Source organism: Nocardia sp. NPDC127606 (assembly GCF_042671725.1).
Classification (GTDB): domain Bacteria; phylum Actinomycetota; class Actinomycetes; order Mycobacteriales; family Mycobacteriaceae; genus Nocardia.
Map to the genome: position 1 here is coordinate 1,259,021 of NZ_JBHXWQ010000001.1, position 15,576 is coordinate 1,274,596.

Genomic DNA, 15,576 nt, shown 5'->3' on the forward strand with positions numbered 1-15,576 from the left:
CTATCATTCCTGTCGGACACCGTGCGACGCCCGCAGCGCCGATCAGAAGGAGCGAGTTAGTGACTATCTATACCGAGCAGTGGTCGGAACTGTTCGGAATGACGCTCGACGACTGGCTGTGCACCGGGACTGTCAACGAGGTGCATCCGGACCTGAGCTGGGATCGGGTGCGCCGCCACGCGGTGGCGGAGATGAACAAACGGCTGGCGGGCAGTTGGAGTGCCGGCGTCGACGAGACCGGGACGATCAGCAGCGCCTCGGTCGAGCTCTTCGACGAGGGGCACATGAAAGCGATCGCGACCGAGGTGCGGGTCGCGACGATCGACAGCGTCGCCTGGATGTCGCAGCTCAGCGTCCGGCGTCAGGCGAACAGGTCTGCCGGAGCTCACTGACAAGGTGCGGCCGGGGCTGTCGACCACCTGTTGGTCGTGCGGGTTCCGGCTGTTCGGTTCAGCCGTCCAAGTATCGTCGCGGCGATGTGCCGACCGTTCGGCGGAAGGCCGCGAGAAACGCACTAGCCGTGGCATACCCGACGGTGTGCGCGACGCGGAAGACGGGCTGGCCGTCGGCGAGCAGTGGCAGCGAGGCCTGGATTCTCGCATGGGTACGCCAGCGGTCGAAGCTCATCCCGGTGTCCTGCACGAACAATCGGGTGAGCGTGCGGCGGCTCACGCCGATGGTCCGGGCGTGGGCTTCCAGGCTGCGCGGGTCGGCCGGGTTGTCCAGCAGGGCGTCGGTGACCGCGCGTACTCGTTCGTCGACGGGGTGTGGCACGTCGATCGGCGTCGCGGGCAGGGGCTGCAACAGGTCGAGGACGACCGCCTCGGCGCGTAGCCGCTGATCATCGGACAGCGTGCTCTGGGCGAGGTGCGCGATCAAGTGAGCCAGCAAGCCGTCGACACGGACCGCGGTGGGTTCGGACCAGTTCACGTCGCAGCGGTCCGGTTCGAAATAGAGGCTGCACAGCACGGCGTCGCGGCTCGCACCGGTCTTGTGCGCGACCCCCGCGGGCAGCCATAACGCGCGGGTCGGTGGCACGATCCAATGCGCTTGGCCCACAGCGACACCGAGCACGCCGCTGCGCGTCCAAGCCAGCTGGTGCTGAGGGTGGTAGTGCTCGTGAGTCCACTGTCCGGCCGCCAGCGGGAAGCTACCGACCACGATCGCGCCCACGCCCGGGGGAGCGGGTTCGAAGGCGGGTGCGGGCATGCCCTCAGTATATGTCCTCAACGCGCTATCAGTTGGCCTGGTGACGTCTAGCAGCCATCGGTGTTCGCTGCCTACCGTCGATGCATGACTTCGATCTCCACGGCGGAATCCGGCTCGGACGCAGACCTGGCTCGCCGCCGCGCGGTGCTGATCGTGCTCTGCCTGGTCCAGTTCATGCTGAACCTGGACGACAACGTGGTCAGTGTCGCGCTGCCCACCGTGCGTGACGACCTCGGATTCACCACCGCGGGCCTCGCGTGGGTGGTCAACGGCTACATCCTCGCCTTCGGCGGCTTCCTGTTGCTGTTCGGGCGAGTGGCCGATCTCCTCGGTCGGCGCCGGGTATTCCTCGGTGGGGTAGCCCTTTTCGGTGTCGCGAGCGTGTTGTGCGGGCTCGCGCAGGAACCATGGCAGTTGGTGGCGGGGCGATTCATCCAGGGCACAGGTGCAGCGATGGCGAGCCCGGCCGCGCTCGCGCTGCTCACTCTGCTCTATCCGGGTGCGGGCGAACGCGCCAAGGCGATCGGCATCTGGGGTGCGACAGCCGCGGTCGGCGCCACGTCGGGGCTGGTGATCTCGGGGGCGCTGACCGGGTTCGCTTCGTGGCGATGGGTTTTCCTGATCAATGTTCCGGTCGTCGTCGTGGCCTCGGTGCTGCTGCCACGATGGGTCGCGGAGAGCCGGAGTGGACGGCGCACGCGGGTCGATGTCGCGGGAGCGGCCCTCATCACCGGCGCACCGGTGCTGCTGGTCTACGGCCTGCTGCGGGTGTCCGAAACCGGTTGGGGCGAAGTCGGTTCCACGATGGCGATGATCGGCGCCGTTCTGCTGGCGGTGGCGTTCGTGGTCGTGGAGCGGCGCACCGATGAACCGCTGGTTCCGTTGTCGTTTCTGGCTTGTCGGCCACGCGCGGTGGCCGGCGGGGCGACCCTGTTGTTCTCCGCCGCCTTCTACGCGATGGCCTTCTTGTTGATGCTGCACCTCCAGACCGTCCTCGGCTACGGACCTTTCACCGCGGGTCTGGCGTATCTGCCTTTCGGGGCGGGGATCCTGATCGGGATGTGGTTGTCGTCGCGGGCGGTGAACCGGCTCGGCGAGCGTGCTGCGCTGGTGACCGGACTTCTTGTCAGCGCGGCGGGCCTGGTGCTGATGTCGGGCATAGACGGCCTGGACAGCTACGCCTCGGGGGTGCTGCCCGCCCTGCTCGTCACCAGCATCGGCTGCGGGATGAGCCTGCCCGCTTTGGCGGTCACCGCGCTCACCGGCACCACCGAGGACGATGCCGGAATCGGCTCCGCTGTTTTCAGCTCGGTCCAACAACTCGGCGGTGCACTGGGTTTGGCGATCCTGGTGACGCTTGCCTCGCGACGCGGTGACTCGATCGACGCGCGGCAGGCCGCGACCCAAGCGTTCTCCTACGCCCTCACCATCGCCGCCGCCCTCGTCGGGCTCGCTGCGGTGCTGATCGCGACGATGCTGCGTACTCGCTCCACTCGATCGCCCTACGAACCAGATCGAACGGAGCGCTGATGAATGGACCGAGGCCGGTACCCAGGGCGAGGGCGACTCCGGGGCAGCGCCCGCCCGTCACCGAATCTGATTTCCAGGAGGCGATCGAGCGGGAGCGCATCGACGTGGTTCACGTCGAGTCCGGCGTCGGGGGTGTCAGCGGCGGGTCTCCATCGTCTGCTTGAAGATGCTCAGGCCGTGGTCCATTGCTGCGCCCATCGGGACGGCGAGGTCGTCGGGTTGCACGTCGTGGATCCAGACGAATCGGCTGTGGCCGTCACCGTGCGGGAAGACCTGCATCGACGCGTTGTCGTGGGTGGGTTGCATGGTGTCGCCGATGACGGAATAGGCGATTCGGCGTGATTGCTCGTCGAGGGCGATGAGGCGCTCGCGGACGACTGTTCCGTCGGCGAAGGTGGCGGTCCTGACCCCGGGCTCGACGAGCCGGCTGTCGGTGACGAAGCCCGGCGCCATCCGGGCGGGACCGTCGGCGAAGTCGCTGATGACCGCCCACACCTGCGCGGGGTCGGCGTCGATGAGGATCTCCTTGTGCACGGAGGCCATACTCTGTGTCGCTTTCTGTCGTGGATGTGTATGAGGGGCGCTATCGCCGGTAGTCGCGGAAGGTGGCGCGCAGGTCGTCGGTGATGAGGTCGGGTTCCTCCATGGCCGCGAAGTGGCCGCCGCGATCGAATTCGGTCCAGCGCACGATGTTGTGGTTGCGTTCGGCGATGCGACGGACCGGGACGCCGAGGTCGTTCGGCAACACCGCCACCGCGACCGGTACCTCGGTCGCGGGCTCGGGCTGGCCCCACGTCGCGGCGCCTTCGTAGTAGTAGCGCGCCGAGGAACCGGCGGTGCCGTTGAGCCAATAGATCATGACGTTGGTGAGCATCGTGTCACGGTCGACGGCGTCCTCGGGCACATCGGTCGAATCGGTCCAGTCCTTGAAGCGCTCGACGATCCAAGCCAGTTGACCCACCGGGGAATCGGCGAGTGCGTAGGACAGCGTCTGCGGGCGGGTGGCCTGCAACATCGCGTACGCGCCGAGTTCGTACTGGGCCCGCTGAGCCAGCTGGAGGGCCCGCTTCTCGGCGGGATTGTCGAGATCGGCCGTCTCGGGAGTGACAGTGGCCGAGGCGATCATGGTCACGTGCAGCGCCACGAGGTGGTCGGGATCGATCACCGCCAGTTCGCGCGAGATGGCCGCACCGGTGTCTTCGCCGTGCGCGGCGTAGCGCTCGTAGCCGAGTCGGCGCATCAGCTCGGCCCAGGCTCGCGCGGCCCGGCCGGTCGACCAGCCGATCGCGGGACCGGACAACCCGAAGCCGGGAATCGTCGGCACGACGACGTCGAACGCGTCCTCGGCCCGGCCGTCGTGTGCGACCGGATCGGTCAGCGGCCCGATCACGTCGAGGAACTCCACGATCGACCCGGGCCACCCGTGGGTGAGGATCAACGGCATCGCACCGGGTTCGGCCGACCGGACATGGAGGAAATGCACCGCGTGACCATCGATCTCGGTGCGGAACTGCGGGTATGCGTTGAGTCGCGCCTCCTGCGCCCGCCAGTCGTAGGTGGTACGCCAGTACCGCACCAGTTCCTGGGTGTAGTCGAGCGGAATACCTTGCGCCCAGCCGACTCCGCTCACACCGTCCGGCCAGCGGGTGTCGTCCAGGCGTCGATGGAGATCGTCGAGCTGGGACTGCGGGACGTCGATGCGGAAAGGAGTGATTGCTTCGCTCATGAGAACCACGCTACGAGGCTGCTAGGACAGCTTCTGCCCTAGCAGCGGGGGAGAATGCGAACTGTGTTGGAAACTTCGGCTCGCCTCCTCGAACTCCTGTCGCTGCTACAGACGCCCCGGGTGTGGACGGGGGCCGACCTGGCCGAACGCCTCGAGGTCGACGCTCGCACAGTGCGTCGCGACATCGACAAGCTGCGCACCCTCGGCTACCCGGTGCACGCGGTCGCCGGCACCGCCGGATACCGGTTGGGCGCGGGCGCCAAGCTGCCACCGCTGCTGTTGAACGACGACGAGGCGGTCGCCGTCGTCCTCGGACTGCGCACGGCCGCGGGCGGATCGGTCACCGGTATCGAGGAGAGTTCGCTACGGGCGCTGGCGAAACTGGAGCAGATCCTGCCGTCACGGCTGCGACACCGGGTCTCGGCGTTGCAGGCCGCGACCGTCACCGTGCCCGCCGGAACCGCGACGGTCGACCCCGAGGTACTGACCGCGATCGCCGCCGCGATCCGCGACCACGAACAGCTCCGGTTCGACTACCGCACCCACGACGGCACCGAGATCCGGCGAACAGCCGAACCTCATCGCCTCGTGCATACGGGGCGGCGCTGGTACCTGGTCGGCTGGGACGTCGAGAAGCAGGATTGGCGGACCTACCGTGTCGACCGCCTCCACCCGCGCGTTCCCACCGGGCCACGGTTCACCCCACGCGAGGCGCCCGAAGTCGATCTGGCCGGTTGGGTGTCCCGCGGTGTCAGCACCTCCGCCTACCGTTATCAGGCCCGCATCACGCTGGAGGTGTCGGCGGCCGTGGCGGCGGATCGCATCCCGCCGACTGTCGGGGTCATCGAGGCGATCGACGAAGGGCACTGCCTGCTGCACACCGGCTCGAACTCGCTCGACGAAATAGCGGTCTACACGGGGCTTTTCGGCTTCGGGTTCCACGTACACGAACCACCCGAACTCATCGAACACCTGCGCGCGCTGGCTGACCGAGTCACCGCGGCCATCGCACCGCGCGACGACGCACCTCGCCGCGCACCAGACTGAGCGCCCAGCACCGGACCGACGGTGTCGTCCGTTTTCCGCCGGATCCGAAGCGGTGCGATTCCTATCGTCGGTCCCATGGAAAGCGAACGGATTCCAGAGATTTCGACCACGGTGTTGCGGACGCCGGTCGTGTGGTTCATGGCGCTGGCCGCCGCGCTGGCGACTGCCAGTGTCTACCTGCTGCAACCGGCCGTCGCCGAGGTCGCCGGATCGCTGGAGACCTCCGTGACGGCGATCGGCACCGCGTTGGCGTGCGGCCCGATCGGCTATCTGGCGGGGCTGGTGTTGCTGGTGCCGCTGGTGGACCGAGTCGCGCCCCGCACCGTGGTGGCGGCGCAGTTCGCGGCGCTGGCGCTGGCGTCGGTCGCCGGGGCGGTGGCCCCTTCGCCATGGGCCCTGGGGATCGTCATCGGTGTTGTCGGCACGGGATCGGCTGTCGGTGCTCAGTTGAGCTCGGTGGCAGGGCGATTCGCGGCGCCTCGTCGGCAGGCCACTGTCCTGGGGATCGTCACCGCGGGCATTTCGGCCGGAATCCTCGCGGGGCGCATCGTCGGTGGGTGGCTCACCGAGATGATCGGTTGGCGCGCAATGCTGTTGGTGTTCGTGGTGCCCTGTGTCGTGGTGGGGGCGGTGTCGTATGTCGTGTTGCCCGCGGCGCGTGGGCGGGCAGGTGCCGGATATCTGGATACGGTGCGGGGAATGCCGGAACTCTTCGCCCGCGTCGCCGCGCTGCGCTGGGCGGCGACGCGAGGCGCGCTGTGGTTCTTCGCGTTCTGTGCGGTGTGGGCTGGGCTCGCGGTGGCGCTGTCGCAGCCGCCGTACTCGTATTCCCCCGAACGGATCGGCCTGTATGCCTGCGCTGGGCTGGCGGGCGTCTTCGCCACCAGGATCGCCGGCAGCTGGACCGATCGGGTCGGCCACCGGAAGGTGATCCTGGTCGGTCTCGCGCTCGCTCTCAGCTCGGTCGTCGTCTTGTCCGTCGCGCTGGCCAACACCGTGGTGACTCTGATCTGTCTCGGCCTTTTCGATGCCGGACTGTTCGCCGCGCAGGTCGCCAATCAGAGTGCGGTGCTGGCCATCGATTCCGCCGCGCCTGCCCGCTTCAACAGCGCCTATATGTCGGTCTACTTTGTCGGGGGAAGTTTGGGCACCGCGTTCGGGGCCGCGGCGATCGGCTGGTTCGGCTGGCCGGGTCTGGTCGCTGCCGCCGCGGCGGCGACGGCCGCGGCGGGTGTGATCGCCCTGGCCGATCGGTCGCGCATCGGTTCGGGTTCGTTCGGGGTCGGCGAGGACGACCGAGATCGTGCGGAGGTTTCGCGCGGTCGCTGAGCCGGATGCGCGCGGCGCTAGGTGCTCGGTTCGGGCGCTGCTCCGGAGTCGGATGTCGGCGCGGCCACCGCGGCCTCGCCGGTATCGGACCCGTCGCCGTCGGGCTCGTCGCCGTCGGGCTCGTCGCCGTCGGGTTGTGCTCCGGTGGCGATGTCGATCTGCTCGCCGATATAGCGAATGATCACCGCGATCATCGCCACGACGGGCACGGCGAGGAAGGCCCCGGTGATGCCGTAGAGCGAGCCGCCCGCGGTGACGGCGAGCAGCACGATGACGGCGTGGAGCTCCATGCTGCGGCTTTGCAGGACCGGTTGCAGCACATTGCCTTCGAGCTGCTGCACGGCGATGACGATGCCGAGCACGATCAACGCTGTGGTGAGCCCGTTGCCGACCAGCGCAACGAGGACGGCGAGCGCGCCAGCGACGAACGCGCCGACCATCGGGATGAATCCGCCGATGAAGGTGATCACCGACAGCACCAACGCCAGTGGCACATCGAGGATGAACAGCGACGCGCCGATGAGGACGGCGTCGACCATGCTGACGATCGCCTGAGTCCGGATGAAGCCACCCAGTGTCGCCCAGACGCGTTCCAGGACGGCTTCGACGTGGCGCCCGCTGCGGTTGCCGAACACCTGATGCATCCAGGGCAGAAAACGCGGCCCGTCCTTCAGGAAGAAGAACACCAGCACCAACACCAAGAACACGGTGATCAGGAGCGATGTCGCGGTGGACACGCCGGTGAACACGCCGTTGGCGATCTGCGCGCCGCTGGATTGGAGTCGTCCGATGATCGCCTCGACCGCGGAATCGAGTTGCTCGTCACGGATGCGCAGCGGTGGTCCCTGGATCCAGCCGCGAACCTGGTTGACCCCGTCGGTGGCCTTGTCGGCGAGCTGAGGTGCTTGATCGGCCACCGAGGGCACGATCAGCGCGACGACCCCGGCCAGCAGTGCGACGAACCCCAGCAGCGTGATCGACGCGGCGAGCGCGGGTGCCAGCTTGCGCCGGGTCAGCCAGCGGGTCAGTGGCCACAGGATCGTGGTCACCACGATCGCCAGCGCCACGGGCAGGATCACGACCCACAGCCGGGCGGTGATCGTGCCGAGTACCCATGCGCCCGCCGCGATCGCCACGATGCACAGCGCCCATTTGGCCAGCCACAGGATCCCGCCACCGATCACGTCTCCGCGATCAGGCGAAGGCTTGTCGTTCGGATGTGCCCCACTGGTCTTCTTCACCGGCCCGCTCACGTCGCTAGTCTGGCACGCTCGCCGCGTCCACCGGAACTTGTCGGTGCCACGGCCTAGCGTTTCGTCCATGTCGGAAACCATCACTGTCGGCGGCATCACCATCGACAGCAGCGATCCTGCCGAACTGGCCGAGTTCTGGAGCTCCGCACTCGGTTACTCGGTCCTCGTCGACTCCGGGGACTACGTCATGATCACCCCGCCCGGCGTCGGTTTCGGGGAGGGGCGCTACCTCGCGTTCCAGTTGGTTCCCGAGCCGAAGGTGACCAAGAACCGGGTGCACATCGATTTCCAGACCACGGCTCGCGCGGCCGAGGTCGCCCGGCTGACGGCGTTGGGGGCCACGGTCCACGGCGAACACTCACTGCCCGGTTTCGCCTGGACCGTCCTGCAGGACCCGCACGGCAACGAGTTCTGCGTCGTCGCCGCCGAGAGCTGAGCGAACTGGCACGCTGTGCACAATGGCACGCAGTGCTGCCTGGGAGGTGTGTGCCCGCACCGCTGGTGAGCGGATCAGTTCGACGGCGGCTCGGCCTCGGCACGATCGAGTTCTTCGTCGAGCGCGATGGCCGCGGCGATCAGGGCCAGGTGGGTGAAGGCCTGCGGGAAGTTGCCCAGCTGCTCACCCGAGGGACCGATCTCCTCGGCGAACAGGCCGACATGGTTGGCGTAGGTGAGCATCTTCTCGAAGGCGTAGCGGGCCTGTTGCAGTCGGCCCGTCCGGGCGAGGGCCTCGACATAGAGAAAGCTGCACAGGTTGAAAGTGCCCTCGGTGCCGCGCAGGCCATCCGGTGAGGCCTCGGGGTCGTATCGATAGACCAGGCTGTCGCTGACCAGCTCCTTGTCCATCGCGTCGAGGGTGCTCAGCCACATCGGGTCGGTGGGGGACAGGAATCTCATCCGGGGCATGAGCAGCAGCGAGGCGTCCAGTACGTCGGTGGCGAAGTGCTGCACGAACGCTCGGCGTTTCTCGCTCCAGCCGCGGTCGATGATCTGCCGGAATACCGCGTCGCGTTCGGCGGTCCAGCGGACCACGTCGGCGGGCCTGGCGTGCGCGTTCGCCATGCGGATGCTGCGGTCGAAGGCCACCCAGGTCATCAGCCGGCTGTAGGTGAATTCCTGGCGGCCGCCGCGAGTTTCCCAGATGCCCTCGTCGGGGCGATCCCAGTTGTCGGCGAGCCAGTCGACGAGGCCGCTGAATGTCCGCCAGCCGGCGATGGCGGCCATATCGGTCCCCTGCGCCAACGCGTCGGCTGCCTCGCCGTAGATGTCGAGCTGGATCTGGTCAGCTGCGCCGTTGCCGACCCGCACCGGCGCCGAACCCTGGTATCCCTCCAGGTGGGGCAGCGTTATCTCGTCCAGGTGTGGGTCGCCGTCGACGCGGTACATGATCTGCAAGGGTTCGCCGGAGGCGGTGCCGCCCGCGTCGACCCGGTCGCGCAGCCACCGACGGAAGGCATAGGGCTCCTCGGTGAAGCCGAGGTCGCTCAGCGCCCGCACCGACAGCGAGGCATCCCGGATCCAGGTGTAGCGATAGTCCCAATTGCGTTCGCCGCCTATCTGTTCGGGCAACCCCATGGTGGCCGCGGCGATCGGCGCGCCGGTCGGGGCGTAGGTGAGCAGTTTGAGCGTGATCGCGGAGCGGTTGACCATGTCCCGCCAGCGACCGCGGTAGGTGGACGAGCGCAACCAGGTCTGCCAGAAGCGACGGCACTGGTCGAACTCGTGGGCGATCGTCGCCCACATCGGTGCCGAGGAGAAATCCGCGCCGGCGGGGGCGGTGGTCAGCACGACCGCGGCTCGCTCACCGGCGGCCAAGGTGAAACGCGCGGTGATATCGGCGCCGTCGGGGTGCAGCGCGATCGGGTCGGTGGATTGCAGATGCAGATCGGCGACGTCGGAGCGGAAGACGGCGGTTCGTTCATCGACTCGGTCGAGGGTGTGGGTGGCGCGTGCGTAGTCGAACCGAGGGCGGCACGCGAGAGTGAACGTGAAACTTCCGCGCACCACCCGCGCGACTCGCACCAATCGGTGCCGGTCGGCGGGCTCGGTGCCGCGAATCGGCTCCATGAAGTCGGCGACCTCGCCCACGCCGTCGGGCCCGGAGAACCGCGTCACCAGGATGGCGGTGTCGGGCAGGTACAGCTGCCGGATGGTCACCGGGTTGGTGGTGTCGACGGCGAGCGAGCAATGTCCGCCCTTCTCGCTGTCGAGCAGCGACGCGAACACACTCGGTGAGTCGAATCGTGGCGCGCACCACCAGTCGATCGTTCCGCCGGCCGATACCAGCGCCGCGGTCTGTAGATCTCCGACGATGCCGTGCTCGTCGATCGGCGGGTACGAGTTCACGGACACTCCTCGCCTCGGACCGCCGTTCGCGCGGTCGGCGAGGTTCAGCAAACCAGCGAAGGGTGGCGTCGGCCTCATCCGGAACGGGTGATTCCCATGCCTCGGCGGCGAGGTTGGCGCGTTCGGCATGAGGTTGGCGCGTTCTGTTCTTGTCGTGGCTGCGCTGCGATTCGACACTTACGTTCGGATGGTCAGTCTGAACGATGGGAGTGTGCGGTGTCGGTTACCAGGGAGAGCGCCACTGTCTACGTGATTTCCGCGCTGGAGTCGAAGGGAACCGCGACCCGCGATGATTTCGACGTAGCGGGAATTGTCGCCACGTTCCGCGACCTCATCGACGGATGGGACTTCCACTTGTTGGAGCGGGAAACGTTCTGGCAGATCGCCTCGACCTACCTCAGGACGTGACGGTCGGAACCGAGTGGGAACCCGCCGACCAGCGCCGGGCTGCCCGGCGCAGCGAGCCCGCATCGGAGTAGCCGAGCAGTTCCGCCTGCTTGGTGCCGCTGAGCGAGCCTGCCGCTCGCGACAGCCGCGCGCTGCGCGCCCGGTCCAGTTCGGTCCGCCAGGTGGTGCCTGATTCGGCCAGCCGTCGCTGCAGGGTGCGAGGGCTGATGTTGAGGATCTGGGCGACACTGTCGAGGGAGACCGCTCCGGCTTCGATGGCCTCGTCCAAGGCGTCGGCCACTCGTGCGGGCCAGGCCGAGGCAAGGGTCGGCGGCGGCGCCAGGGCGGCGGCCAGCGGTTCCAGGACCGCGGCCAGGATGGGATCCGCGGTGGTCAGGGGCAGATCCAGGTCCGCGGAGCGGAAGGTCATCGAGTCGGCGGGGGCGTCGAATTCCAGCGTGGCGGAGCCGAACACGGCGCGAAAGCCGTCGACATGCGCGGGAGCGGCCTGGCGCAGCGAGACGCGCACCGGGTTCAACGGATCGTCGAGGACCCGGCGCGCGCGACTCAGGACGGCCGACAATCCCCACAGTTGGGTGTGGTCCCTGCCACGACCTTCGCCATCGAGCATCTCGAGGTACAGGGTGGATTCGCTCTCGGTCTCGGTGACCAGGTCGAACCGGTGATTGGTGGTAACCGCGGTGATGTAGGGACCGCAGGTCGCCAGCCCGGCGCCGAGCGTCGGCGCGGACGCGAACAGATAGTCGTACAACCCGAGGCTGGACAGCTCGTAGCGCCGGGCCACCTGCAGGGCGACGTCGGGACCGAGGCGGTGTTCACCGACCTCCCACAGCCGGGAGAACGTCGCACTGGGTAGATGCACGTCGTGGCCGGTCATCGACCAATCCGGCACCCCGGTATCCCGAATGAGCTGCGCACGATCGAGCCCGGCTGCGCCGAGCTGGGAAATGACGAAACGGTGCAGCAAGCTCTGGTCGGTAGCCATGACGTCTCCTCGTGGCAGCATGCCGATCTACGAACGTCTCTCAGCCGCACGCGTCGACCGATCGGGAGAGTCCGTCGGCGAACGTCTCGGCGCTTCGAGATCGGCACCTCGTGTTTGATCCGGTTCTACCAGTTCCGCGCAGGTCGCGAAAGCAATCGCGATTCTGGTCGGCGATCATGCCGGCGGCTCCGATCGCCGCCGCGGAACGATGGATGCCCAGTACTCGAGTGCCAAAGGTGAGTCATGACCGCGGAACTGTGCTGTCCGAACGTTCGATTCCCTCGGCCTTCTGGCGCCGCGCCCCGATCGACAGCTCAGTCGGCGCCGGTGACGAAAACGCGCTCCAGCAGGGCGAACAGACGATCTCGATCTCGGTCGCTGAGCTTCGCGAGGCCGTCTTGCGTCGCGTGCATCTTCGCGCGGATCGTATCGGTGACACGCTCGCCTTCAGACGTGATGACGAGATGGGTGACGCGCCGGTCGGACGCACTGGCTTCGCGGCGCACGAGGTCGCGCTTCTCCAGCCGGTTGATGATCCCGGTGACATTGGACGCGTCGCAGGACAAGGTCTCGGCCAGGGCGCGCATCGCGACAGGCCCTCGGCGCAGCACTGTCAGCGTTTTGCCCTGGCTCGCCGTGAGGTTCTCGCTCGCCGCCGCCGCGGTGAAGTCCCCGTAATAGACACCGAGCGCCACCGAGAGCAGCTCCATGAGCTGGGCCGTATCGACGCGCGGAGCTTCTTCCATGCGAGTCAGCTTATCCGCAGAAACTTGACTATCTCAAATATCTGCCTCTAGCGTGTGGGCATTGCTTGAAGTTCTCAACCTTCGACTTTGTCAAGTAACTCTGAGGAGTATCCAGTGATCGTCACCCAGTCCGAGGCCTCCCGCACGGCCGAGATCCTCTCGCGGCCCATCACACTGAACGGCCTGACCGTCCCGAACCGCATCGTGATGGCGCCGATGACGCGGATGTTCTCGCCCGGCGGCGTTCCCGGTGACGATGTCCGGTCCTATTACGCCCGCCGCGCCGCCGCGGGCGTCGGCCTGATCGTCACCGAGGGGACCTATGTCGGCCATCAGTCGGCCGGGCAGAGCGATCGTGTGCCGCGGTTCCACGGTGCGGAGCAGTTGGCGGGGTGGGCGAAGGTCGCCGAGGACGTCCACGCGGCGGGCGGCACAATCGTGCCGCAGCTGTGGCATATCGGCATGGTGCGCAATCAGGGCGAGCAGCCCTATGTCGACGCGCCCGCCGTGGGCCCCTCCGGCATTCGCGTCGACGGCACCGAGGGCGCCGGCAAGGCGATGACCCAGCGTGACCTGGACGACGTCATCGGCGCCTTCGCCGAGGCCGCCGCGGCGGCCGAGCGCATCGGTTTCGACGGTGTCGAACTGCACGGTGCGCACGGCTACCTGCTCGACCAGTTCCTCTGGGAGCGCACGAACCGCCGCGACGATGGGTACGGCGGTGACGCGGTGGCCCGCACGAGGTTCGCGGCCGAGATCGTGGCCGCCGTCCGGGCGGTCGTCTCGCCCGAGTTCCCGGTGATCTTCCGCTACTCGCAGTGGAAGCAGGAGGCCTACGACGCACGCCTGGCCGAGACGCCGCAGGAGCTCGAGGCGATCCTGGCTCCGCTCGCCGCGGCCGGTGTGGACGCCTTCCACGCCTCCACCCGCCGCTACTGGCTCCCTGAGTTCGATGACTCGGAGCTGAACCTGGCGGGTTGGACCAAGAAGCTCACCGGCAAGCCCACGATCACCGTCGGATCGGTCGGCCTCGACGGCGATTTCCTCCGTGCGTTCTCGGGCCAGGGCGCCGAGCTCGGCAGCCTCGACAACCTCCTCGATCGCATGGAGCGCGACGAATTCGACATGGTCGCTGTCGGCCGAGCCCTTCTCCAGGACCCGGAGTGGGCCTCCAAGGTCCTGGCGGGGCGGATCGACGAGGTGAAGCCCTACGACGGAACGGCGCTGAAGACGCTGAGCTGAGCGACACTCGCCGAGGCGGCGCCGTCAGCCGGTGACGGCGCCGTGTGCGGCCGAGCTGACGAGTTTGCGGTACTTCGACAGCACCCCCGAGGTGTACTTGGGCGGCAGCGGTTCCCAGCCGACCTTGCGGGCGGCGAGTTCGTTCTCGTCGATCTCGACGTCGAGGATGCGGTTGGCGACATCGAGGACGATCGGGTCGCCGTCGCGGACGAAGGCGATCGGGCCGCCGTCCACCGCTTCGGGGGCGACATGCCCCACGCACAATCCGGTGGTGCCGCCGGAGAACCGGCCGTCGGTGAGCAGCAGTACGTCCTTGCCGAGGCCCGCGCCCTTGATCGCGCCGGTGATGGCGAGCATCTCGCGCATGCCGGGTCCGCCCTTGGGTCCCTCGTTGCGGATGACGACGACATCACCGGCCACGATGGTGCCGTCCTCGAGCGCGTTCATCGCGGCCCGTTCCCCGTCGAACACCCGAGCCGTGCCGCGGAAGACATCGGAGTCGAAACCGGCGCTCTTCACGACGGCGCCTTCGGGCGCGAGCGAGCCGTGCAGGATGGTGAGCCCGCCGGTGCGGTGGATCGGCCGGTCGAGGCGGCGGATGACATCGCCGTCGAGGCCGAGTTCGATGTGCGCGAGATTCTCGGCCATGGTCGCGCCCGTGACGGTCATGACGTCGCCGTGCATGAGACCGGCGTCGAGCAGGGCCTTCATCACGACGGGGATGCCGCCGACCCTGTCGACATCGTTCATGACGTAGCGGCCGAACGGCTTGAGGTCGCCCAGGTGCGGCACCTTGTCACCGACCCGGTTGAAGTCGGCGAGGGTGAGGCCGACACCGGCCTCGCGGGCGATGGCCAGCAGGTGCAGTACGGCGTTGGTCGACCCGCCGAGTGCCATGACGACCGTGATGGCGTTCTCGAACGCCTCCATCGTCATGATGTCGCGGGCCGTGATTCCCTTGCGCAGCAATCCGACGACGGCCTCGCCGGACTTCTCGGCGAAGTCGTCACGGCGACGGTCGGGGGCAGGCGGCGCGGCCGATCCGGGCAGGCTCATCCCGAGTGCCTCGGCCGCCGAGGCCATGGTGTTGGCGGTGTACATGCCGCCACACGCGCCTTCGCCCGGACAGATCGCCCGCTCGATGCGGTCGACCTCGGCGGGGGTGATCAGACCTTTGATGCAGGCGCCGACAGCTTCGAACGCGTCGATGATCGTGACGTCCTTGCCGTCGATATTGCCGGGCAGGGTCGACCCCGCGTAGAGGAACACGCTCGCCAGGTCCAGTCGCGCGGCGGCCATCAGCATGCCCGGCAGGCTCTTGTCGCAGCCGGCGAGCAGCACCGAACCGTCGAGGCGCTCCGCCATCATCACGGTCTCGACGGAATCGGCGATGATCTCGCGGCTGACCAGCGAGAAGTGCATCCCCTCGTGGCCCATCGAGATGCCGTCGGAGACCGATATCGTGCCGAATTCGAGCGGGAAACCGCCCCCGGCGTGGACGCCGCGCTTGACCGCCTTGGCCAGCCGGTCGAGCGACAGATTGCACGGAGTGATCTCGTTCCAGCTCGAGGCCACACCGATCTGCGGTTTGACCCAGTCCTCGTCACCCATGCCGACCGCGCGGAGCATGCCACGAGCGGCAGTTTTCTCGAGTCCATCGGTGACGTCGCGGGAGCGTGGCTTGATGTCGACGGGCTGATCGGTGTCGTGTGCCATAGCGCAAGCCTACGAGGCCGGGTTGAAATCGCCACGATG

The 15,576-nt window shown here is 67.8% G+C and carries 15 protein-coding genes; 7 read left to right on the forward strand and 8 right to left on the reverse strand.

The genetic code is table 11. The features are described from left to right. Positions 1-59 precede the first annotated feature (59 nt). Positions 60-392, forward strand: coding sequence for a hypothetical protein (locus ACFVJ5_RS05980; protein WP_379218754.1), 333 nt, complete (start codon positions 60-62; stop codon positions 390-392). Between the two features lie 58 nt (positions 393-450). Here ACFVJ5_RS05980 and ACFVJ5_RS05985 read toward each other — a convergent pair whose 3' ends face one another. Continuing rightward, a complete protein-coding gene (locus tag ACFVJ5_RS05985; protein WP_379218755.1) occupies positions 451-1,209 on the reverse strand; it encodes a helix-turn-helix domain-containing protein in 759 nt (252 codons plus the stop codon). A gap of 84 nt (positions 1,210-1,293) precedes the next feature. Between ACFVJ5_RS05985 and ACFVJ5_RS05990 the strand changes: the two genes are divergently transcribed. Continuing rightward, on the forward strand, positions 1,294-2,739 hold the full coding sequence (locus ACFVJ5_RS05990; RefSeq protein WP_379218756.1) for an MFS transporter: 1,446 nt from the start codon (positions 1,294-1,296) through the stop codon (positions 2,737-2,739). Positions 2,740-2,874: 135 nt separating this feature from the next. On the opposite strand, the gene ACFVJ5_RS05995 is transcribed toward ACFVJ5_RS05990, so the two are convergent. Beyond that, positions 2,875-3,282, reverse strand: coding sequence for an SRPBCC family protein (locus tag ACFVJ5_RS05995; RefSeq protein WP_379218757.1), 408 nt, complete (start codon positions 3,280-3,282; stop codon positions 2,875-2,877). Between the two features lie 40 nt (positions 3,283-3,322). After that, positions 3,323-4,465: an epoxide hydrolase family protein gene (locus tag ACFVJ5_RS06000; RefSeq protein ID WP_379218758.1), complete on the reverse strand. Its 1,143-nt coding sequence runs from the start codon at positions 4,463-4,465 to the stop codon at positions 3,323-3,325. Positions 4,466-4,528: 63 nt separating this feature from the next. Between ACFVJ5_RS06000 and ACFVJ5_RS06005 the strand changes: the two genes are divergently transcribed. Both ACFVJ5_RS06005 and ACFVJ5_RS06010 read left to right on the forward strand, forming a co-directional pair. Then, a complete protein-coding gene (locus ACFVJ5_RS06005) occupies positions 4,529-5,512 on the forward strand; it encodes a helix-turn-helix transcriptional regulator (RefSeq protein ID WP_379218759.1) in 984 nt (327 codons plus the stop codon). Between the two features lie 75 nt (positions 5,513-5,587). Then, on the forward strand, positions 5,588-6,841 hold the full coding sequence (locus tag ACFVJ5_RS06010) for an MFS transporter (protein ID WP_379218760.1): 1,254 nt from the start codon (positions 5,588-5,590) through the stop codon (positions 6,839-6,841). A gap of 17 nt (positions 6,842-6,858) precedes the next feature. On the opposite strand, the gene ACFVJ5_RS06015 is transcribed toward ACFVJ5_RS06010, so the two are convergent. Next, complete coding sequence (locus ACFVJ5_RS06015; RefSeq protein WP_379218761.1) at positions 6,859-8,094, reverse strand: AI-2E family transporter; 1,236 nt, start codon at positions 8,092-8,094, stop codon at positions 6,859-6,861. Between the two features lie 67 nt (positions 8,095-8,161). On the opposite strand from ACFVJ5_RS06015, the gene ACFVJ5_RS06020 reads away from it, so the two are divergent. Next, positions 8,162-8,530, forward strand: coding sequence for a VOC family protein (locus tag ACFVJ5_RS06020; RefSeq protein WP_379218762.1), 369 nt, complete (start codon positions 8,162-8,164; stop codon positions 8,528-8,530). 74 nt (positions 8,531-8,604) lie between these two features. Here ACFVJ5_RS06020 and ACFVJ5_RS06025 read toward each other — a convergent pair whose 3' ends face one another. Beyond that, positions 8,605-10,440, reverse strand: a complete 1,836-nt coding sequence (locus tag ACFVJ5_RS06025) for a glycoside hydrolase family 15 protein (protein ID WP_379218763.1) — start codon at positions 10,438-10,440, stop codon at positions 8,605-8,607. 216 nt (positions 10,441-10,656) lie between these two features. Between ACFVJ5_RS06025 and ACFVJ5_RS06030 the strand changes: the two genes are divergently transcribed. Beyond that, positions 10,657-10,848, forward strand: coding sequence for a hypothetical protein (locus ACFVJ5_RS06030; RefSeq protein ID WP_379218764.1), 192 nt, complete (start codon positions 10,657-10,659; stop codon positions 10,846-10,848). Here the strand turns inward: ACFVJ5_RS06030 and ACFVJ5_RS06035 are convergent. After that, a complete protein-coding gene (locus tag ACFVJ5_RS06035) occupies positions 10,838-11,833 on the reverse strand; it encodes an AraC family transcriptional regulator ligand-binding domain-containing protein (protein WP_379218765.1) in 996 nt (331 codons plus the stop codon). The two genes, ACFVJ5_RS06030 and ACFVJ5_RS06035, sit on opposite strands and share 11 nt — an antisense overlap. 314 nt (positions 11,834-12,147) lie before the next feature. After that, complete coding sequence (locus tag ACFVJ5_RS06040) at positions 12,148-12,579, reverse strand: MarR family winged helix-turn-helix transcriptional regulator (RefSeq protein WP_379218766.1); 432 nt, start codon at positions 12,577-12,579, stop codon at positions 12,148-12,150. A gap of 114 nt (positions 12,580-12,693) precedes the next feature. Here ACFVJ5_RS06040 and ACFVJ5_RS06045 point away from each other — a divergent pair, with 114 nt between their 5' ends. Beyond that, complete coding sequence (locus ACFVJ5_RS06045; protein ID WP_379218767.1) at positions 12,694-13,821, forward strand: NADH:flavin oxidoreductase; 1,128 nt, start codon at positions 12,694-12,696, stop codon at positions 13,819-13,821. 24 nt (positions 13,822-13,845) lie between these two features. Here the strand turns inward: ACFVJ5_RS06045 and ilvD are convergent, their stop codons facing one another. Then, positions 13,846-15,537: a dihydroxy-acid dehydratase gene (gene ilvD / locus ACFVJ5_RS06050; RefSeq protein WP_379218768.1), complete on the reverse strand. Its 1,692-nt coding sequence runs from the start codon at positions 15,535-15,537 to the stop codon at positions 13,846-13,848. Between the last annotated feature and the right edge of the window lie 39 nt (positions 15,538-15,576).